General features: G+C 70.8%; 17 protein-coding genes. 11 read left to right on the top strand and 6 right to left on the bottom strand.

Going from position 1 to position 18,988, the window contains the following annotated elements:
* Window positions 1-224: 224 nt before the first annotated feature.
* Together LDL49_RS29650 and LDL49_RS29645 are read right to left on the bottom strand one after the other, a co-directional pair.
* Window positions 225-881, bottom strand: coding sequence for a response regulator transcription factor (locus LDL49_RS29650; protein ID WP_225295628.1), 657 nt, complete (start codon window positions 879-881; stop codon window positions 225-227).
* Complete coding sequence (locus tag LDL49_RS29645; RefSeq protein WP_225295626.1) at window positions 878-3,076, bottom strand: sensor histidine kinase; 2,199 nt, start codon at window positions 3,074-3,076, stop codon at window positions 878-880. Before LDL49_RS29645 ends, LDL49_RS29650 begins: the two co-directional genes overlap by 4 nt.
* Window positions 3,077-3,280: 204 nt before the next feature.
* Between LDL49_RS29645 and LDL49_RS29640 the strand changes: the two genes are divergently transcribed.
* Window positions 3,281-3,901 (top strand): hypothetical protein, encoded by a 621-nt coding sequence (locus LDL49_RS29640; RefSeq protein WP_225295624.1) that lies wholly within the window; start codon window positions 3,281-3,283, stop codon window positions 3,899-3,901.
* 8 nt (window positions 3,902-3,909) lie between these two features.
* Here LDL49_RS29640 and LDL49_RS29635 read toward each other — a convergent pair whose 3' ends face one another.
* Entirely contained in the window at window positions 3,910-5,118 is a 1,209-nt protein-coding gene (locus LDL49_RS29635) for an ice-binding family protein (RefSeq protein ID WP_225295622.1), read from the bottom strand.
* 391 nt (window positions 5,119-5,509) lie between these two features.
* Between LDL49_RS29635 and LDL49_RS29630 the strand changes: the two genes are divergently transcribed.
* The 7 genes from LDL49_RS29630 to LDL49_RS29600 are packed head-to-tail and all read left to right on the top strand — an operon-like array spanning window position 5,510 to window position 13,017.
* Complete coding sequence (locus LDL49_RS29630; RefSeq protein WP_225295641.1) at window positions 5,510-6,685, top strand: ROK family transcriptional regulator; 1,176 nt, start codon at window positions 5,510-5,512, stop codon at window positions 6,683-6,685.
* Window positions 6,685-7,470, top strand: a complete 786-nt coding sequence (locus tag LDL49_RS29625) for an ABC transporter permease (protein WP_225295620.1) — start codon at window positions 6,685-6,687, stop codon at window positions 7,468-7,470. The genes LDL49_RS29630 and LDL49_RS29625 overlap by 1 nt, the downstream gene beginning before the upstream one ends.
* Complete coding sequence (locus LDL49_RS29620; protein WP_225295618.1) at window positions 7,467-8,252, top strand: ABC transporter ATP-binding protein; 786 nt, start codon at window positions 7,467-7,469, stop codon at window positions 8,250-8,252. Before LDL49_RS29625 ends, LDL49_RS29620 begins: the two co-directional genes overlap by 4 nt.
* Window positions 8,249-9,220 (top strand): aliphatic sulfonate ABC transporter substrate-binding protein, encoded by a 972-nt coding sequence (locus LDL49_RS29615; protein ID WP_225295614.1) that lies wholly within the window; start codon window positions 8,249-8,251, stop codon window positions 9,218-9,220. Before LDL49_RS29620 ends, LDL49_RS29615 begins: the two co-directional genes overlap by 4 nt.
* The gene (locus tag LDL49_RS29610; protein ID WP_308016206.1) at window positions 9,217-10,686 is read left to right on the top strand and encodes a sulfatase family protein; all 1,470 of its coding nucleotides are present in this window, start codon (window positions 9,217-9,219) and stop codon (window positions 10,684-10,686) included. Before LDL49_RS29615 ends, LDL49_RS29610 begins: the two co-directional genes overlap by 4 nt.
* A complete protein-coding gene (locus tag LDL49_RS29605) occupies window positions 10,683-12,098 on the top strand; it encodes a sulfatase family protein (protein ID WP_225295612.1) in 1,416 nt (471 codons plus the stop codon). Before LDL49_RS29610 ends, LDL49_RS29605 begins: the two co-directional genes overlap by 4 nt.
* Window position 12,099: 1 nt before the next feature.
* Complete coding sequence (locus LDL49_RS29600) at window positions 12,100-13,017, top strand: formylglycine-generating enzyme family protein (RefSeq protein ID WP_443689890.1); 918 nt, start codon at window positions 12,100-12,102, stop codon at window positions 13,015-13,017.
* Window positions 13,018-13,042: 25 nt separating this feature from the next.
* Here LDL49_RS29600 and LDL49_RS29595 read toward each other — a convergent pair whose 3' ends face one another.
* Together LDL49_RS29595 and LDL49_RS29590 are read right to left on the bottom strand one after the other, a co-directional pair.
* The gene (locus LDL49_RS29595) at window positions 13,043-14,407 is read right to left on the bottom strand and encodes a sulfatase family protein (RefSeq protein ID WP_225295607.1); all 1,365 of its coding nucleotides are present in this window, start codon (window positions 14,405-14,407) and stop codon (window positions 13,043-13,045) included.
* Between the two features lie 31 nt (window positions 14,408-14,438).
* Window positions 14,439-15,440, bottom strand: coding sequence for a LacI family DNA-binding transcriptional regulator (locus tag LDL49_RS29590; protein ID WP_225295606.1), 1,002 nt, complete (start codon window positions 15,438-15,440; stop codon window positions 14,439-14,441).
* A gap of 281 nt (window positions 15,441-15,721) precedes the next feature.
* On the opposite strand from LDL49_RS29590, the gene LDL49_RS29585 reads away from it, so the two are divergent.
* The 3 genes from LDL49_RS29585 to LDL49_RS29575 all read left to right on the top strand — a co-directional run bounded on the left by LDL49_RS29585 (window position 15,722) and on the right by LDL49_RS29575 (window position 17,636).
* Complete coding sequence (locus LDL49_RS29585; protein ID WP_225295604.1) at window positions 15,722-16,219, top strand: DUF5994 family protein; 498 nt, start codon at window positions 15,722-15,724, stop codon at window positions 16,217-16,219.
* 51 nt (window positions 16,220-16,270) lie between these two features.
* The gene (locus LDL49_RS29580) at window positions 16,271-17,053 is read left to right on the top strand and encodes a GAF and ANTAR domain-containing protein (protein ID WP_225295602.1); all 783 of its coding nucleotides are present in this window, start codon (window positions 16,271-16,273) and stop codon (window positions 17,051-17,053) included.
* A gap of 223 nt (window positions 17,054-17,276) precedes the next feature.
* Window positions 17,277-17,636, top strand: coding sequence for a hypothetical protein (locus LDL49_RS29575; RefSeq protein WP_225295600.1), 360 nt, complete (start codon window positions 17,277-17,279; stop codon window positions 17,634-17,636).
* Window positions 17,637-17,676: 40 nt separating this feature from the next.
* On the opposite strand, the gene LDL49_RS29570 is transcribed toward LDL49_RS29575, so the two are convergent.
* Complete coding sequence (locus LDL49_RS29570) at window positions 17,677-18,945, bottom strand: alpha/beta hydrolase (protein ID WP_308016205.1); 1,269 nt, start codon at window positions 18,943-18,945, stop codon at window positions 17,677-17,679.
* Window positions 18,946-18,988 lie beyond the last annotated feature (43 nt).

Below are 18,988 nucleotides of genomic sequence, written 5' to 3'. Positions count from 1 at the left end.
CCCTTGCCATGAGGAGAGGGCGAAGCCCCGTGGTCCAGCTCGGGGGGTGGCGCATTCAAGATCGCCTTGGGCGACCGATTCCAGGCATCCTTCACGCCGATAGTCCTGAACATGCGATAGAGCTGACAGGTCTGTGGCGGTAGATCACGGCTAACGGCCAATGACTGGTCAAGCCCTCGAGGGGCCCGCCGTCCCTCCCACGAGGGATGCCGCGCCCGGGCCGGTCACTGGCCGAGGCCGGCCTCGCGGGCCTGGATGATGGCTTGGGCGCGGTCGGCCACCTGCAGCTTGGTGAAGACGTTGGACACGTTGTTGCGCACCGTCTTCGGCGACAGCGACAGCCGCTCGGCGATCATCCGGTTGGACAGGCCGGCCGCGATGAGCTCGAGTATCTCCCGCTCCCGCGCGGTGAGCTGGGGAAACGGCTCCTCGCGGACGGGGCGGGCCGCCGCCAGCCTGGCGAAGTAGCGCGTCACCCGGCCCGCGAGCGCCGGTCCGAAGATGACCTCGCCGCTGGCCACGGCGGTGATCGCGCGCAGGATCTCGGTCTGGTCGGCGCCCTTGAGCAGGTAGCCACGGGCACCGGCGAGCATGGCGGCGAAGACGCTCTCGTCGTCCTCGTGCATGGTCAGCACCAGTACGTGCGTCTGCGGGCAGGTGGCGACGATCCGTTCGGTGGCCTGTACGCCGTCCAGCCGGGGCATCCGCAGATCCATCACGACGACCTGCGGGCGGAGCTCGATGGCCTTCGCGACCGCTTCCTCCCCATCCGCGGCGGTCTCCACCACCTCGGCCTGACCCGTGGAATCGAGCATCATGCGCAGGCCGTTGCGGTACACCGGATGGTCGTCGGCGAGCAGCACGCGCGGCGGCGGCGTCACGAAGCGGTCACCGTCCCGGCCGGTAGAGCGGCAGGGGTTACCGGCCCGGCGGGCAGGACGGCGTGGACGCGGGTCCCGCCGTCGCGGCCGGACTCGACCGCGCACCGCCCGCCCAGCTCCTCCGCGCGCTCGCGCATCCCGACCAGGCCCACCCCGACCAGAGCGCCCGGGCGGACGCCGCGTCCGTCGTCCGTCACCTCGACCTCCAGCGTGCTCCCGGCCACGGCGACGCGCACGTGACAGTTGGCCGCGCCGGAGTGCCGGGCGACGTTCGTCAGAGCCTCGCAGACAATCCGGTACGCCGCCACCTCGGTCGCGGCGGGCAGCCCCGCGAGGTCTCCCTCCGCGTCCACCCGCACGGCGAGGCCGCCGTCCCGGAACCGGTCGGCCGCCTGCCGCAGCGCGCCGGCCAGGCCGAACTGGTCCAGGGCCGGCGGATGCAGGTCGTGCACGAGACGCCGTACGTCGCCGAGCATCGTGGCCAGGTCCGTCCTGACCTGGTCGAGCGCGTCCCGGGCGGCGTCGGCGTCGCGGACCACCAGGTTGTGCGCCGCCTCCACCTTCAGCGCGGCGGCGGCCAGCGTCGGACCCAGACCGTCGTGCAGGTCCCTGCGCAGCCTGCGGCGCTCCTCGGCCACGCCGGTGACCAGGCGTTCGCGGCTGTGCTGCAGTTCCTCGGTCAGAGCGGTCGCCCGTACGGCGGCGGCGGCCTGGCGTACGACATCGGCCAGCAACCGCTGGTCGGACTCGGTCGGCCGCGCGCCGGCGCGCGGCACCAGGGCGAACCGGCCGATCAGCGCCTCGCGGTAGGAGAACGGCAGCACGACGACGTCCTTGCGGGGCGTGCCGTGCTCCACCACGACGGTCCGGCCGACCGCGCGATCCAGCTCGACCCGCACGTACGGCGAGCGGAACGCCGCCGCCACGGCCGTCGCGGCCTCCAGCAGCAGTTCCTCGGGCCGTACGGACTCCTCCAGCCGCCGGGCCAGGACCGAGACCACGTCGTACGGCTCCGCCCGCCCTGCCACCACCCGGTTCACCCACTGCCGGACCCGCTCCCGCAGCGGCGCGTAGACCACGCCCACCGCGACCGCCGCCAGGACGGCCGCGACGGGCTCGTCGATGAGCGCCCCCATGCCCACGAAGACGGGTACGTCGATCGCGACGACGGCCACCGCGAGCCCGCCGTACAGCATGGTCCAGCCGAGCACCGGATCGATGTCGTAGAGCCGGTACCGGCTCACCGCGATCAGGACGGCCGCGGCGAGCGACAGCAGCGACACGACGAAGGACAGGTCCTGCGGCCATCCGTCCACGACGGCGGGGACCAGGATCAGGACCATGTTCAGCAGTGCCGCGAGCAGCATCCAGCGAAGCTGTGCCCGCCGGACGCCGGTGGAGCCCTTGAACCGCCAGGCGAAGGCCGCCACCGGCACCACAAGGCTCGCCACCAGCAGGACCGGCGCCAAGGCCAGCGCGGAGCGCCAGAACTCATCCGGAATCGGCGGCAGCGGCAGGTCGAGCCCCGGCCACTCGCCGTTCCCCAACTCGATCCGCCACGGGACGGTCAAGAACGTCAGGACGGCCAGCCCCGTGGCCCCGAGCGAGAGCCACGCGGACCACCGCCAGCGCGGCGACGGCAGCCGCCCGTCGGGGAAGAACAGCAGGATGAGCAGGGGGAGCAGGTTCAGCAGCGGGCCCAGCCGCGCCCCGGCGTAGAACGCGCCCGCGGTGAGGGGCAGCATGCCGTCGTGGCGGGTCAGCGACAGCACCGCGTACGCGGCTGCCAGGCCGTTGAGGGCGGCCACGGTCCCGCCGCCGAGCAGCAGCCAGGTCATGAGGTGGCGCGGCAGCCGTACCGCGAGCACGGCTCCCGCGATCGCGAGGGCCGCGCCGGGCACGGTCGAGGACCACACGGCCCAGTTCAGCGGCCCCGGCCGGGTCACCGGCCCCGTCACCACATCGGCCCAGGTGGCGGCGGCGCAGGCCACAACGCACAGCGCGGCCAGCGCCACCGCTCCCGCCGCGACCCGCCGGTCCCGCCGGTCCGCGGTGTAGGGCGCGGCGCCATTCGCGGCGCCCTCCGCGGCCCCGTCCACGGCGGAATCGCGCTCCCGCGCGAGTGGCGCGAGTGGCGTGGGTGGGGTGGGGTCGGCGGGAGAGGGATCGGACACGCCGCCAGCGTGCCACACCACGCGTCCCACCTTCACGGGGGCGGTGTCCCTTCCCGGCCGGGCCATATGCCCCGGTCATGGAGGGCATATGGCCCGGTCCGGGAGGGCATGTGGCCCGGTCATGGAGGGCGAAGCCGGGACTGTCCGGCGCGGCCCTGCTCCCTGGGCGCCCGGGACACGTGGCCGCGACCGTAGGTCCACCGACACACAACGGAGGAACGAACGATGTCCAGTCACGTAGTGCCCAGCAACGTCAACCCCAACGAGCCCGTGGCGGACCGGCGCACCGTGAACCCGGCTCGCATCCGGCTCTCCGGGCTGTTCCTGGCCGTCGGGGCCACGGCCTGGGCGGCCGGCACCGTCATCGTGGGGGACAAGATCCAGGAGGGCGTCCAGACGCTCGACACCATCACCGGGATGCTGTTCGTCCTGGGGCTCTTCGCCTATGTCTGGACGGTGCTGTCCACTCGCGGTGCCGGTGACGGGTGGACCCGGGTGATCCCGGCGGGGCTGCTCGTGCTGCTGCCCGGCGCGTTTCTGTTCAACGCGCTGTCCTTCGGCTACGTCGGCTACGACGACATCCCGCTGCCGCTGATGATCCTGGACGCCTGCTGGCCGCTCAGCCAGCTCGGCACGCTGGTCCTGGGCATCACCATCGCGGTCAAGGGCCGCTACCAGGGCGCGTTCCGCTGGCTGCCGCTGCTCATGGGGATGTGGTTCCCGGTGGCCATGGTGGCCCAGATCTTCGGCGGCTCCACCTTCTCGGTGTACGTCAGCGCGGCCTGGCTGCTCGGCATGCACACACACCTGGGCGTACGGCTCGCCGCCCGGCCCATCAAGCTGTGACGAAGGCACTAGGCGGCCGAGTGGGTGATGGCGCCGGTGTAGGTCCCGGCGACGACATCGGCCGGCAAGGCCACGGTGATCGTCGGGTTCCAGGTGGCGGAGTTGTTCCCCGCGCCGTCGGCGGCGGAGAAGGCGATACGCGCGGAGCCGAGGCTGCCGGACGTTCCGGGAGTGAATGTCGCGCTACCGGTCGTGTTGATGGCCGGGCCCGGGGAGTAGTCGACGGATCTCTTCGCGATGGTCTCGGCGGCGGTGGTGCCGCCAGTGGTGAAGTCCGTGGAGTCGACGGTCGCGGTCCAGACGGCGTTCGGGTCACCGCGGGTGTCGGTCACAGTGATCTCGCCGAGCGGGCCCGACACGTTGGCGGCGCCGGCTGCCGCGGAACCCGGGTCCGCGCTGCCGGGCACGTTGATGGACAGTCCGCCGGTGGACCGGCTGATGGCGTTGGTGTCCAGGGTGACGGCGCCGTTGCGGGCCAGGACGCGACCGTTCACGTTCACGCCGGTGGTCACGGTGATCGAGGTCAGCGCGAGGACGTTCCCGGCCAGGCTGGAGCCGGTGCCCAGCGTGGCCGAGCTGCCGACCTGCCAGATGACGTTGGCGGCCTTGGCGCCGCCGGTGAGGATCACCGCGCTGGATGACGCGGTGATAAGAGTGGAGGCCGCCTGGAAGATGAAGACCGCGTCCGGGTCTCCCTGCGCGTCGAGGGTCAGGTTTCCGGTGATCCCGAAGGTGCCCGCGGCGGAGTTGTAGACCCCTGGTTTCACGGTGGTCCCGCCGAGCTCTGTCCCGATGGTGGTGGCGGGAGTACGAGAGGCGGCGTCGTTGTAGGCGGCGGTCAGGTCGACCTGGGCGTGGGCGGCGGCGGTGTCGGCCACGTGGATGGCACCGCCGACCACGGTGCCGGGCGGGAAACCGGTGACCGACGTGCCCGGGCTCAGTCCGAGGTCGCCGGTGATGACGGTCTCGCCGGTGTTGGTGACGGTGCTCGCACCCAGAACCGCGAAGTTCGCGGCGCTGCCGAGCCCCACCGGCTCGTCCGGGGTGCACGCCCTGGCTTGCGCGGTTAGGAGCATGGTCATGACGGGAATGAGCGCGAAACCGGCCGCCAGCCGGGAAGAGCCGGGGAAGCCGATCTGTGGCGGGGCGGCCACACCGGTGGTCGCGAAGGTCGAACCCCTGGCATATCGCAGCATCGCCGAGACAAGTCTGTTCATACGTCCCTCACTTATGGACGGAGTTGTGGATAGTGATCTTGTAGTCCCCACATCGGCCCGGCGCGGGGGTGGCGTGCCACGTGGATGACAAGACTTCTTTCCTTGATCACTGACACGGGATACAAGACAGTCGGGGTTCACCGGGATCAGCCCAAACCTTGGGATGGCTATGATGCCGAAGCCGCCCGCTGGTGGGCCGATCTTGACGGGTCCGGTGGACGGGGGAGGCGATAGGTTCCTCCATCGAGGCGCCGACAGATCCCCGTTGCCAGTAGGCCCGACCCGTAAGCGCTGGTCAGAGGTTTTCGTCGGTCCGATGACAGATTTCCGGATTCTTTCTGCCGGAAGGTTGACGGAAAAAATGGACGAACCATAAGTTTCCAGCGTGTCAATGCCCCCTGGAGCGCACGCACTCGTCCGCCGGTCCCACGAGGAACGCGTGCTGCGCCTGCTGCGCCAGCACGGCGCGCAGAGCCGTAACGAGATCGCGACGCGGGTCGGCCTGTCGCGGACCACGGTCTCCGAGATCACCAGCGACCTGCTCGGCCGCGGCGCGATCCGGGTCGTGGCCACCGACGCCGTCGAGCGCGTCGGCAGCGGCCGGCCGGCCGAGCGGCTCGCGCTGGATCCGGGTTCGGGGCAGTACATGGGCGTCGACTTCGGCCACCGGCGGGTGAACGTCCTGGTGGCCGACGCGGCGCACGACATCATCGCGTCCGGCACCTCGCGCTACGAGGAGTCGGCGCAGTGGCCTGAGCGGGTCCAGGCCGGGCTGGCGCTGATCGACCGGCTGAGCGCCGACACCGGCGTCCACTACGGCGCCCTCCAGGCCATCGGGATCGGCGTGCCGGGCTGGGGGGACCGGTCGCGCGCCGACGGGGTGGCGGAGCTGTTCGCCGGGCGCTTCCACACCGCCGTGATCGTCGACAACAACGTGCGCTTCGCGGGGCTGGCCGAGGCGCTGCACGCCCAGTCGGACTCCGTACGCGACCTCATCTACCTGCGCCTGTCCGACGGCGTCGGCGGCGGGCTGGTGGTGGGCGGCCAGCTCGTCCGAGGCTCCAAGGGCTACGCCGGAGAGCTCGGCCATGTGACCGCCGTGCCCGGCGGCGCGCAGTGCCGGTGCGGCAAGCGCGGCTGCATGGAGACCGTCGCGTCGGTCCCGGCGATCCTCGGGCGCTGCCGCGAGCTGGGCCTGCCGATGGAGACGCTCGACGACCTGCGGGCCGCCGTGGAGATCGCGCACCCGGTCGTCGACCAGGTGCTGCGCGCGGCCGGAGCGGCGGTCGGCCGGGTGCTCGGCACCGCCGCGATGACGCTCAACCCCAGCGAGATCGTGCTCGCCGGCGAGATCGTCGCGATCGCGCCGACGCTGGTGCAGCAGGTCGCGGCCACCATCACGTACGAACTGTCGTGGCTGACCGACGCGGCGCCGGTGATCCGCACGGCCCTCCTGTCGGACGACGGCGGGGCGCGCGGCGCCATCGCGGCCCTGTTCCACGAGTCCCCGCTGCTGGCCGGATACGAAGCGAACGTCACAACGGACGGAGGCCGAAGGTGGCCGTGATGACTACGGAAGCCACGGAGACCACGAAGGTTCGGCCCCGAAAGAGCCGGACCCTGCTGATGCTCAACATCGGCTCGGTGGTGGCCGGGCTGGCGATCTGGTGGGTGCTGTCCCTGACCGGGATGCAGTTCCCCACCCCGGGCGAGGTCGTCGCGGCCGCCTGGCGGATGCTGCTGGACGGCACGCTCGTCACCGACGTCGGCGCCTCGCTCGGCCGGGTGCTGGCCGGGTTCGCCCTCGGCTCGGTCGCGGCGGTCCTGATCGGCTTCCTCATGGGGTGGTACACGGTCGCGCGCGGCCTGTTCGAGCCGTGGATCCAGTTCTTCAGGACCATCCCGCCGCTGGCGATGCTGCCGCTGGTGCTGGTCCTGATGGGCATCGGCGAGAGCCCGAAGATCTTCGTCATCTTCCTGGCGGCGTTCCTGGCCTGCGTCATCTCGACCTACCAGGGCGTGGTGAACGTGGACCGGACCCTGGTCAACGCCGCGCGGGTCCTCGGCGCGGGGGACGGGACAATCTTCGCGCGGGTGGTGGTGCCGGCCTCGACGCCGTTCATCCTCGTCGGGATGCGGGTCGGGCTCGGCTCGGCCTGGGGCACGCTGGTGGCCGCCGAGCTGCTGGCCGCGCAGGCCGGGCTCGGGCACCGGATGCAGAACGCGCAGCTCTACTACGACCTGCCGACGATCTTCGTCGGCATCATCGCGATCGGGATCCTCGGCCTGATCATGGACCGGCTGCTCATGCTGGCCGGCAACAAGCTGACGGCCTGGCAGGAGAGCCGATGACCACCCCCAAGATCTCCGTACGCGACATCCAGAAGGTCTACCCCGTCGGCAAGGAGGACTTCGTCGCCCTCGGCGGCGTCTCGCTCGACATCGCCGACAACGAGTTCGTGACCGTCGTCGGGCCCTCCGGCTGCGGCAAGAGCACGCTGCTCAACATCCTCGCCGGGCTGGAGGAGCCCACCGGCGGCACCGCGCTCGTCGACGGGGTACCGGTCTCGGGTCCCGGTCCCGAACGCGGCGTGATCTTCCAGCAGTACGCGCTGTTCCCCTGGCTGACCGTCCGCGAGAACGTCGAGTTCGGCCTGCGCACCGCCAAGGTGCCCAAGGACGAGCGGCGCCGGCGGGCCGAGCACTTCATCGGCCTGGTCGGCTTGGAGCGGTTCGCCGACGCGCTGCCCAAGACGCTGTCCGGCGGCATGAAGCAGCGCTGCGCCATCGCCCGCGCGTACGCGGTCAACCCGTCGATCCTGCTCATGGACGAGCCCTTCGGCGCGCTGGACGCGCTGACCCGGGTGCGGCTCCAGGAGCAGCTCCTGGAGACGTGGAGCCAGGAGCGGCGGACGGTCATGTTCATCACCCATGACGTGGACGAGGCGGTGTTCCTCGCCAACCGGGTGATCGTCATGGCCGCGCGGCCCGGCCGCATCGCCGACGTCATCGACGTCGACCTGCCCTATCCACGCGACGAGGACATGCGGCTGAGTCCCGAGTTCGGGAACCTGCGCAACCGCGTCTGGCATTCGATGTACCACCAGCGGCAAGCCAAGGAGCCCGCGCAATGAGGAAGACATCCATCGCCGCTGCCGCCGTCATGCTGGCGCTCGGCACGGCAGCCTGCTCGTCGGGCGACGCCGGCACCCACGTCGACTTCGGCTACATCGGCGACTTCAACGGCGCCAGCCTGCTCGCCGTCGCCGACGAGCAGGGCCTGTGGAAGAAGCACGGCATCGACGCCAAGGCCAGCGTCTTCACCAACGGCCCGCTGCAAATCCAGGCGCTGGGCACCGGCGACCTCGACTTCGGCTACATCGGGCCGGGCGCCATGTGGCTGCCCGCCACCGGCAAGGCCAAGGTCGTCGCGATGAACACGCTCGGCAACGCCGACCGCGTCATCGCCCAGGCCGGCACGGGCACGATGGCCGATCTGAAGGGCAAGACGATCGGTGTGCCCGAGGGCACCTCCGGCGACATGATCCTCACGCTCGCCCTGAAGAAGGCCGGGCTGACGAAGACCGACGTCAAGATCGTCCCGATGGACGCGGCGACGATCGTCTCGGCGTTCACCTCCAAGCAGATCGACGCGGCCGGCTTCTGGTATCCGGCGATCGCCACGATCAAGAAGGCCGTCCCGGACCTGGTCGAGCTGGCCAAGAACGAGGACTTCGCCGACACGGTGTCGTTCCCGACCGCGTTCGTGGCCGGCAACGACGTCGTCGCCAAGGACCAGGGCAAGACGCAGAAGGTCATCGCCGTGCTCCGCGACGCGATCCAGTACCGCAGCGACCACCTCGACGAGACCATCGCCGCGACCGCCAAGATGCTCAACCAGCCGGCCGAGCAGGTGAAGGCCGACGCCGCCAACTCCAAGGTGCTATCGCTGTCCGAGCTGGACGGCTACACCAAGGACGGCACGATCGACAAGTGGCTGACCGGCATGAACGACTACTTCGTCGGCGCGGGCAAGCTCACCGGCGCCGTCGCCCCCAAGACCTACTACACCGCCGACCTGTTCACGGGCGTCGCCAAGTGAACATCCTGTTCCTGATGACCGACCAGCACCGCGTCGACACCCTCGGCGCGTACGGCAACCGGCTGGCCGCCACCCCCGTCCTCGACGAGCTGGCCAGGACCGGAACCCGGTTCGACCGCTGGTACACCCCCACCGCGATCTGCACGCCCGCGCGGGCGAGCCTGCTCACCGGGCAGGCGCCGTTCCGGCACAAGCTGCTGGCCAACCACGAGCGGAACGTCGGCTACATGGAGGACCTGCCCGACGGGCAGTACTCCTTCTCCGAGGCGCTGCGGGAGGCCGGATACAACTGCGGGCTCATCGGCAAGTGGCACGTCGGGCACCACCGGCGGGCGGCCGACTTCGGCTTCGACGGGCCGGACCTGCCGGGGTGGCACAACCCCGTGGACCACCCCGACTACCTGGACTACCTGGCGGAGGGCGGGCTGCCGCCGTACGAGATCCACGACCACATCCGCGGGACGCTGCCCAACGGCGGGCCGGGCAACCTGCTCGCCGCGCGGCTGCGCCAGCCGGTCGAGGCGACGTTCGAGCACTACCTGGCGACGCGGACGATCGAGATGCTGGAGCGGTACGCGGCCGAGCCTCAGCCCTTCTTCCTGCAGCTCAACTTCTTCGGGCCGCACCTGCCGTACATCGTGCCGGACGAGTACTTCGACATGTTCGACCCCGAGCTGGTCGAGCTGCCCAAGTCGATCGCCGAGACCTTCGCCGGCAAGCCGCCGGTGCAGGCCAACTACAGCGCGCACTGGACGTTCGACACCATGCCGCTGGAGGTGACGCGCAAGCTCATCGCCGTCTACTGGGGGTACGTCGCGCTCATCGACGCCCAGATCGGCCGGGTCATGGACGCCATGCGGCGCCTCGGGCTGGCCGACGACACGGCCGTGTTCTTCACCTGCGACCACGGCGAGTTCACCGGCGCGCACCGGCTGCACGACAAGGGCCCGGCGATGTACGAGGACATCTACCGCACGCCCGGCCTGCTCCGCGTCCCGGGGCAGCAGCCGGGGGTCGTCCGGTCGGAGTTCGTCAGCCTGCTGGACTGCACGGCGACCATCCTCGACCTGGCCGGGATCGACCCCGCACCCGCCGTCGACTCGCGCAGCCTCGTGCCGCTCGCCTCCGCGGACGAGGTGGCCTGGGAGCAGGACATCGTCTGCGAGTTCCACGGGCACCACTTCCCGTACCCGCAGCGGATGATCCGGACCGACCGCTTCAAGCTGGTCGTCAACCCGGACTCGACGAACGAGCTGTACGACCTGTTCACCGACCCGGACGAGCTGCTCAACGTCTACCCGCATCCCGAGATGGCGGCGGTGCGCGGCCGGCTGATGCGGCGGCTGTACCAGGTACTGCGGGATCGGGGCGACAACTTCTACCACTGGATGACGTCGATGTACGACGTCGGCGACGTCTCCTACGACCCGACGATGAGCGGGCTGGACGAGGCGACCTACCGGTGAGACGGCCCAACATCGTCATGATCCTCACCGACGACCACGCCTCGCACGCCGTCGGCGCGTACGGGTCGGTGGTCAACCGGACGCCGCGGATCGACGAGATCGCGGCGTCCGGGGCCCGCTTCGACAACTGCTTCGCGACCAACGCGCTCTGCTCGCCGAGCCGGGCCAGCATCCTGACCGGCACGTATTCGCACGTCAACGGCGTCTCGACGCTCGTCACGCCGATCGACGCCGTCCAGCCGACGTTCGTGAGCCTGCTGCGGGCCGCCGGGTACCGGACCGCCATCGTCGGCAAATGGCACATGGGGGACGGCCCCGGTCATGATCCGCAGGGGTTCGACTACTGGGACGTGCTGATCGAGCAGGGGGAGTACGTCGACCCGCGGTTCCTCTCGGCGGAGGGACTGCGGACCGTCCCCGGCTACGCCACCGACCTCATCACCGACCTGGCGCTGTCGTGGGCCGACGGGCTCGACGGCGACGACCCGTGGTGCCTGCTGATCTACCACAAGGCGCCGCACCGCCCGTGGGAGCCCGACGAGAAGCACGCCGGGATGTACGCCGAGCCCATCCCGGTGCCGGCGACGTTCACCGACGACCACGCGACGCGCTCGGCCTCGGCGCGGCGGGCGGCGATGCGGATCGCCGAGCACCTGAGCGCCGAGGACCTCAAGCGGGATCCGCCCGAGGGGCTGTCCTACGAGGAGCTGGCGCTGTGGAAGTACCAGCGCTACATGGAGGATTACCTGGCCGTCGTCGCCTCGGTCGACGACAACGTGGGCCGGGTCGTCGACTGGCTCCGGGAGCGTGGCGACTTCGCCGACACGCTCCTGATGTACTGCTCCGACCAGGGCTTCTTCCTGGGCGACCACGGCTGGTTCGACAAGCGCTTCATGTACGAGGAGTCGCTGCGGATGCCGCTCGTCCTGAGCTACCCGAGGCGCGTTCCGGCTGGTCAGGTACACACCGGTATCGTGACGAACGTGGATTTCGCGCAGACCGTGTTGGACGTGGCAGGGGTGGCGCACCATCCCCGTATGCAGGGGCGCAGCTTCCTGGCGGACCTGACCGGCGAGCCCGGCTCCGCTCCCGCGGCGGGGATGTACTACCGCTACTGGGAGCACGACGACGTCTTCCACAAGGCGCCGGCGCACTACGGTTACCGGACGGCCCGCTACAAGATCATCTACTTCTACAACGACGGCATGGGACTGCCCGGCACGGGCGCGTTCACCTACAGCGGGGAATGGGAGCTCTACGACCTGGAGGCCGACCCCGAGGAGCTGCGCAACGTCTACTTCGAGCCGGACTATCTCGCGGTCCGCGAGGAGATGACGGCCCGCATGTGGCAGGCGCAGGCGGCGCTCGGCGACGAGCCGCATCCGAGCCAGCCGGTTCCCGGTGGGGCCTGACATGTCGGGTAGCTGCTGCACGCCCGCGACGCCGGCGTCCCCCATGGAGCCGATCCGGTTCGCGGCGCGGGGCACGCACGCGATCGAGCAGGTGGACCTGCCCGGCGGCGAGTTCCGGATGGGCGACGCCACCGGCGACGGCAACCGGGGCGACGGCGAGACGCCCGTCCACCCGGTGCTCCTGGCGCCGTTCTCGATCGACGCGACCTGCGTGACGACGGCCGACTTCGCCGCCTTTGCCGAGGCGACCGGCTACCGGACGGAGGCCGAGGAGTACGGCTTCTCCGCCGTCTTCCACCTGGCCCTGCGCGCCCGCCCGGAAGACGTGATGAACCCCGTCCCAGGCACGCCTTGGTGGGTCGGCGTCCACGGCGCCGACTGGCGGCACCCCGGCGGCGCCCTGTCGTCGGCGGAGGCCGACCACCCCGTGGTCCACGTGAGCTGGAACGACGCGGTCGCCTACTGCTCCTGGGCCGGCCGTCGCCTGCCGACCGAGGCCGAATGGGAGTACGCCTCCCGAGGCGGCCTCGACGGCGCGCGCTACCCGTGGGGCGACGACCTGCCCGAGGACGAGTGGCGGGTGAACATCTGGCAGGGCGTCTTCCCCTCCCGGAACACGCGGGCCGACGGCTACCTGACCACGGCTCCGGTCCGTACGTTCGCGCCCAACGCGTACGGGCTCTGGCAGACGGTCGGCAACGTCTGGGAGTGGTGCTCGGACTGGTACGCCCCCGACTACTACGCCTACTCCCCGCCGGCCGATCCGCGCGGTCCGCTCCGTGGCACGGCGCGGGTGCTGCGCGGCGGCTCCTTCCTGTGCCACGACTCCTACTGCAACCGCTACCGCAACGCGGCGCGGTCCTCGAACACACCCGACTCCTCGATGGCCAACGCCGGGTTCCGCACCGTGGCGCTATGAGATGGCCGGAAAGCTGACCGTGGCGCTATGAGGCCGCCGGCTGGTGGCCGAACCTGACCGGTTCCGGGCCGCGCAGCCGTACGGCCGGGTCGGTCAGTGCCTGGTGCCGAGCGTCCACCTCGACGGCCGGCTCGATGACCGGCTCGGACTCGCCCGCCGCCACGATCCGGCTCAGCAGCCGCGCGCGCAGCCCGGCCGCCATCTCCAGATGGGACCGGTGCCCGGCCAGGTTGACCAGCTCGTGCGGGTCGCTGTCCAGGTCGTACAGGGCCTGCTCGCGGTAGCGGGCGGCGGCGGGGCTGGCCACCGGGTCGGCGCCCTCGGCGACGGCGTAGTACTTCCACCGCGAGGTACGGATGCCGCGGCCCACCTCCGACTCGCTCACCTGGAAGAACACCTCGTCCGGCCAGGGGGCGCGGGCGTCGCTGAGCAGCGGCAGGAACGATCGGCCCTGCATGTTCTCCGGTACGGGCAGCCCGGCGGCGTCCAGCAGCGTGGGCGGCAGGTCGATGACGCTGACCGGCCGGGCGATCGCGCCGCCCCCGTCGAACCCCGGCCCGCGCACGGCCAGCGGCACCCGCAGCGACGCGTCGTGGCAGGACCGCTTGTACTCGCCGTTGCGGGTCTTGAAGTGGTTGCCGTGGTCGGAGGTGTAGGCGACGATCGTCTCGTCGAGCAGGTCCATGCTCCGCAGCGCGTCGAGCAGCCGGCCCAGCCCCTCGTCCAGGCGCTTGACCTGGCCCAGGTAGCCGCCCAGGTGCCGCGCGGCCGTGCCGCCGAGCGCGGTCAGGTCCGGCGGCGTCCAGCGGCCCTGGTAGCGCTCCTCGTAGCCGTCGGGGGCCGGGTAGTTGTCCACCTCGTTCTGGTGGTGCGGCTCCAAGAAGGACAGGAAGAGGAAGAAAGGCTCGTCGTGGTGGTCGGCGACGAAGCGGACGGCGGCGTCCACCAGCGCGTCGGAGCGGTAACCTGGCAGGAAGACCGGGTCGTTCGCCTCGTCGTACACGATCGTGCGGTAGGCGTCGGAGGTGTGCTCCAGCGCGTTGGCCGCCAGCCACGACCCGTAGCCGCCGCGCAGCTCCTCGGGCACCGGCTCGGTGGCGGCCAGGTGCCACTTGCCGATGTAGCCGGTGGCGTATCCGGCCGCGCCGAAGTGGTGCGCCAGCGTGCGCTCCTCGGCGGGTAGGGCGCGGCCGTTGCGATAGACCCCGGTCGTGGTCGGGTAGCGGCCCGTCTGCAGGGCCGCGCGGGCGGGCGCGCACACCGGTTGCGGGGTCAGCGCGACCGTGGCCTGCGTGCCGTGCCGGGCCATCCGGTCGAGGTTCGGGGTGAAGGGGCCTACGGTGTCCCACCGCTGCTGGTCGGTGAAGACGACGATCACGTTCGGACGCAAGGAAGAGCTCCTGTCGAAGATAGGGCGGCTGTCAGGAGGAGCCGCGCCGCAGGAATGTCCAGGGGCGGACCACCTCGCGGGCGGGCAGGGGGCCATCGGCCTGGAGGCGGTCGAAGAGCAGGCGTACGACGTCGGTGTAGTCGTGTCTGAGCGGGCCGACGGTGCTCAGCTGCGGGCTGCTGATGAGACCCTCGTCGATGTTGCCGACCCCGATCACCGCGAGGTCGCCCGGCACGCTCAGCCCGGCGTCCCTGGCGGCGGAGAGCACGCTGATGGCCGCCCGATCGGACGCCGCGAAGATCGCGTCCGGCCGGTCGGGGGAGCGCAGGAGCTCCGTGGCGGAGTGGTAGGCCGCCACGCGGTCGTCCGCGCCGGAGACGATGATCCGCCGGTCCACGCCGTGCCGGTCGAGGGCCGTCGTGTAGCCCAGCAGCCTGCCGGTCGGGTGGTCGCGGTAGAGCTCGTGGCGGTGCGCCATGAAGGCGATGCGCGTACGGCCCTCGGCCAGCAGGTGCTCGACCGCCTCGGCGCTGACCTCGGTCTCCGGTGTCCGTACGACGTCGCAGCCGTCCGGCACGCTCTCGTTGCGGACCACGACCATCGGCAGCCCGCCGGCCACGATCTCGGCCAGCAGATCATGAGTGAGGTGCTCGCCGGTCAGATTGACCAGCGCGCCGTCGGCGATCCCGCTCCGCAGCACGTCGGCCGCGGCCCGCGCGCGAGCCTCGGAGTAGACGGCGAGCGTGATCACGGAGTAGCCGTGCCCGTCGGCCATCTCGTGGAGGTCCCTGGCCAGCCGCTCGTCGGTGGGCACCCCGCCGAGCGAGCCCTGGACCAGGCAGACCCGCTGGGTCCGGCGCTTGCGCAGGCTCCTGGCGGCCTGGTCGGGCGTGTAGCCGAGCCGCCTGGCCGCGTCGAGCACCCGCTGCCGCGTCTCGGCGGCGACGGGCCGGTCCCGGCCGCTGAGCACATAGGACACGGTCGCCACCGACACCTGCGCCAGCTCGGCCACCTGTCGCGCTGTGGGTCTCATGTGCACCGATGTTAAACGATTAACATCAGCAGGCTCTACTCTGACCCTCCTGATCGGATCAACCTTCTGTCGTTCGGACGCTCTTTACCGGTGAGGTAGAATTCAGGTACCGAGGACATTTCGTGCGTTGACACTCAGGTCGGCGTCGCCCACGGCGATCCGCGATTGTCGGCCTCCTCAGATTGGGCCGGACAGGTCAGGCGACCATGAAGGCGTCAGTTCTTACTCATCTCAAGCCGCTGAGCGCTGTCGCTTCCGCGGCTCCTGCCATCGACTCCGAAGTGCGGCTCAGCCTGAATCCCGTTCTGAGCCGGCGATCCGTGGTGGACGGGGCGTGGTGGCCCCACTCCCGTGGCGCGGCCGCGGAGCTGCCAGGGCTCATCGCCGCCGTCGATCAGCGGCTCGACCGGACCACGTTGCGGGTCGGCGTGCGCAAGGAGGCGTGGGACCACATCCCGCGTCGTATCCCGGCACCCGGGCGCCAGATCAAGGTCGGCTGGTTCCACAACACCGACCCTCAGGTGGTCACGTTGATCCTCGCGGGTGCCGAGCCGATCGTTCTGCTGGTCATCCCACCGGACACCGCGAGCGGGCCCGCTGAGGCCGCGCTCAAGCTCGGCGCTCAGGACACGAGCGGATTGTGGCCGGTCGACCTCCTCACCAGCGCCCGCCTGCCCGCCACCCGCGGTGCCCGGCGGGCGGGCCAGGAAGCCTCGGACGGCTGGGAGAACGAGGGTGGGCACATCGCCGACCAAGCGGCCGGTCCGCCGATCCCGTAGCCGGTAGTTCCAACCCGAGCGCCGGGGCGGCGGGGGCGTAGGCTGCTGGACGTGGACCTCCCCCCGTCTCGCGGCCCGACGTTGCAGGTCGCCCAGGCGTTCATCACCCTGGCCGACACGCTGGTAACCGGGTTCGACGTCATCGACTTCATGCGCGGCCTGTCCGAGCACTGCGTGCGACTTCTCGGCGTCGATGCCGCCGGGCTGCTGTTCGCCGCCCCCGGTGAGAAGTTGCGGTTGATGGGCGCCTCCAGTGAGCAGAGCCGGCTGCTGGAGCTGTTCCAGCTCCAGACCGACCAGGGTCCCTGTCTGGACTGTTTCGCCACCGGTCGGTCCGTGCATTGCGCCGACCTGGCTACGGCGGAGACCATGCGCCGCTGGCCCCGCTTCGCCGAGCAGGCCCACGTCAACGGGTTTCGCGCGGTCGACGCGCTGCCCATGCGGCTGCGGAATCAGGTGATCGGCGCGATGAACCTGTTTCGCCACGAGCCCGGCGAACTGCCGGCGCCCACCGTCGCGCTCGCCCAGGCCCTGGCCGACATCGCCACCATCGGGCTGCTCCAGGAGCGCGCCATCCGGGAAGGCCAGGTCCTGTCCGAGCAGTTGCAGCACGCGCTCGACAGCCGGGTGGTGATCGAACAGGCCAAGGGCATGCTCAGCGAGCGTTACACGCTGCCGATGGAGCAGTCCTTCGCCGTGCTGCGCCGGCATGCTCGCGACCACAGCCGCCACCTGACCGAACTCGCGCGTGAGGTGGTCGCCCGCGCCGCCGACCCCGGCCTCCTGCCCTTCCCTCCCGACCCCTCGGCCGAGGACGCTGACCCGACGCCGTGACACCCGGCGAGGCGTCAGCCTGGTAGCCGGACGGTGGTTCCGCCCGTGTCGCTGGAGAAGGCGACCGCGTCCCCGAGCTGCCGGATCGGCGGTGGGGTACAGGAGCGCCTGAAGTCCCAGGTCGGCGACAGGTGCTGTACGCCGGTAGCATGGGCCTCAGGCGCCGATTGTTCCTCCGATGTATCGGGGGACGTCAGCCACGATCCTGAGAGCGGGACGCAAGATGAGTAGTCCTCGCACAACCGAAGCCCTGGCCACGATGGAGACCGCCCCGACCACCGAGGTCGACGAGCGGGCCGAGCACGCGGCCAACGCGCAGTGGCTCAAGGACAACCCGGCTTCGATGCCGCAGGTGGCCGCGGGCCGCTGGGCCGTCTACAACCGCGCCGGCCACCTCCGTGGCCACCTCGTCGGCGATGGCCCGACCCGCGACACCCGCTTCAAAGCGACCAGCGCCGACAAAGCGGACAACGACCGGATGTCCGCCGGCAGCGCGCGCTTCGGCATCACCTTGCACGACGCCGGGGCGCATCTCCTCGACGAGGGCACGCACGGCGGCCTCGCCGAGGCGACGGGCAACTGAGCGCCGCTCAGGCACCGGCACACCGCGCGAGGCCGCTCGGTCACGCGTTGGGGCAGTAGGCCGGGGCCGTGCCGTAGGCGTACTGGAGGAAGTCGACCAGGTCGTCAGGCCAGGAGTTCCAGTCGTGGCCGCCGGTGCCGTAGCAGTAGCGGTGGTTCACCCCCAGGCTGGTCAGCGTCTTGTCGAAGTCGCTCGTGTACGCGCCGAGCATGGCCTCGCCGGCCATCGGGGCGTCGGCATCGGCGGTGGTGTCGTAGGCGCACTCGGCCGGCGCCGGCTGGTGGCCGTTGGCGTACTCAGGCCGGTCGGGAGGGCCCGGCAGGTCCGCGCAGCCGCCCGCGTACAGGCCGAACTTGCCGCTGTACGGTGCGTACTTGCCCTGCGTCACCAGTTCGGCAGGGTTGGCGGACGGCCAGTCGTCGATGGTCGTGCCGTTCACGACGGCGGTGGTGTGCGGCCCGAACAGGGTGTCCAGCCGATAGCGCCGCTGCTCGTCCTGGTCGAGCAGCAGAATGCCGTTCTCGTACTTGTTGACGCGGTATGCCCCCAGGTCCGCCAGGGTGATCGCCGCGCCGGCCAGCCACATGGAGTTGGAGATCGTCCGCTGGGCGGGCAGCGCCCGCAGTTCGGTGCCCGGGGAGAAGGCGCCGACGACGGAGAACACGTCGGGGTGCGCGGCGGCGTACTTGAGCGTGCCGAAGCCGCCCATCGAGATCCCGGCCAGCCCGCGCCCGGATCGGTTGGCGATGGTGTTGAAGTTGGCGTCGATCCAGGGGATGAGCTGCGAGATGTGGTACGTCTCCCACTTGGGTGCGAAATATCCGTCAGTGCGGCCGACCCAGTCGCTGTACCAGCCGGTCATCCCGCCGGTCGGCATCACCACGATGCCGTCATAGGCGGGCACGGAGGCCATCAGGGACATCAGGTCGGCCTTCGTCGTCCACTCGTCGTAGTTGTCCCCGCCGCCGTTGAGCAGGTAGAGCGAGCGGTAGCGGGTGCTCCTGGCCGGGTCGTAGTCCTTGGGCAGGTAGATCCGTACGGTGATCTGACGGGTCAGCGGGTCGATCGCCGGAGTGCCGCCGGATGCCTGGAAGATCGCCGTGGAGGTCATGGTGATGTCCCGCAGCTCGGACCCGTTGTCCTGGAGGTGCCGGTCCACGCTCACACAGGTGATGCCGTAGTCGTCGGGGTGGGGCAGGGACGTCGAGCAGGTCTGCGCCTGCGCCGCGCCGGCCGGGACCACGACCGCTCCGGCGATCATCAGCAGCCCGGTCAGTGCGCGCGATATCCACTGTGGGGACCTTCGCATCACTCCTCCTCCAAGTGAGAAACCGGGCATCAAGGTACAAAGC

The organism is Nonomuraea aurantiaca (assembly GCF_020215705.1).
In the GTDB taxonomy this organism is placed as follows: domain Bacteria; phylum Actinomycetota; class Actinomycetes; order Streptosporangiales; family Streptosporangiaceae; genus Nonomuraea; species Nonomuraea aurantiaca.
This window is presented reverse-complemented; position numbering and strand designations above follow the sequence as displayed.

What these genes read in the sequence shown, in the direction of transcription:
- LDL49_RS29640 (WP_225295624.1), top strand. Translation starts at nt 3,281, where the DNA reads ATGTCCAGTCACGTAGTGCCCAGCAACGTCAACCCCAACGAGCCCGTG.
- LDL49_RS29635 (WP_225295622.1), bottom strand. Translation starts at nt 5,118, where the DNA reads ATGAACAGACTTGTCTCGGCGATGCTGCGATATGCCAGGGGTTCGACC.
- LDL49_RS29630 (WP_225295641.1), top strand. Translation starts at nt 5,510, where the DNA reads ATGCCCCCTGGAGCGCACGCACTCGTCCGCCGGTCCCACGAGGAACGC.
- LDL49_RS29625 (WP_225295620.1), top strand. Translation starts at nt 6,685, where the DNA reads ATGACTACGGAAGCCACGGAGACCACGAAGGTTCGGCCCCGAAAGAGC.
- LDL49_RS29620 (WP_225295618.1), top strand. Translation starts at nt 7,467, where the DNA reads ATGACCACCCCCAAGATCTCCGTACGCGACATCCAGAAGGTCTACCCC.
- LDL49_RS29615 (WP_225295614.1), top strand. Translation starts at nt 8,249, where the DNA reads ATGAGGAAGACATCCATCGCCGCTGCCGCCGTCATGCTGGCGCTCGGC.
- LDL49_RS29600 (WP_443689890.1), top strand. Translation starts at nt 12,100, where the DNA reads ATGTCGGGTAGCTGCTGCACGCCCGCGACGCCGGCGTCCCCCATGGAG.
- LDL49_RS29590 (WP_225295606.1), bottom strand. Translation starts at nt 15,440, where the DNA reads ATGAGACCCACAGCGCGACAGGTGGCCGAGCTGGCGCAGGTGTCGGTG.
- LDL49_RS29575 (WP_225295600.1), top strand. Translation starts at nt 17,277, where the DNA reads ATGAGTAGTCCTCGCACAACCGAAGCCCTGGCCACGATGGAGACCGCC.
- LDL49_RS29570 (WP_308016205.1), bottom strand. Translation starts at nt 18,945, where the DNA reads ATGCGAAGGTCCCCACAGTGGATATCGCGCGCACTGACCGGGCTGCTG.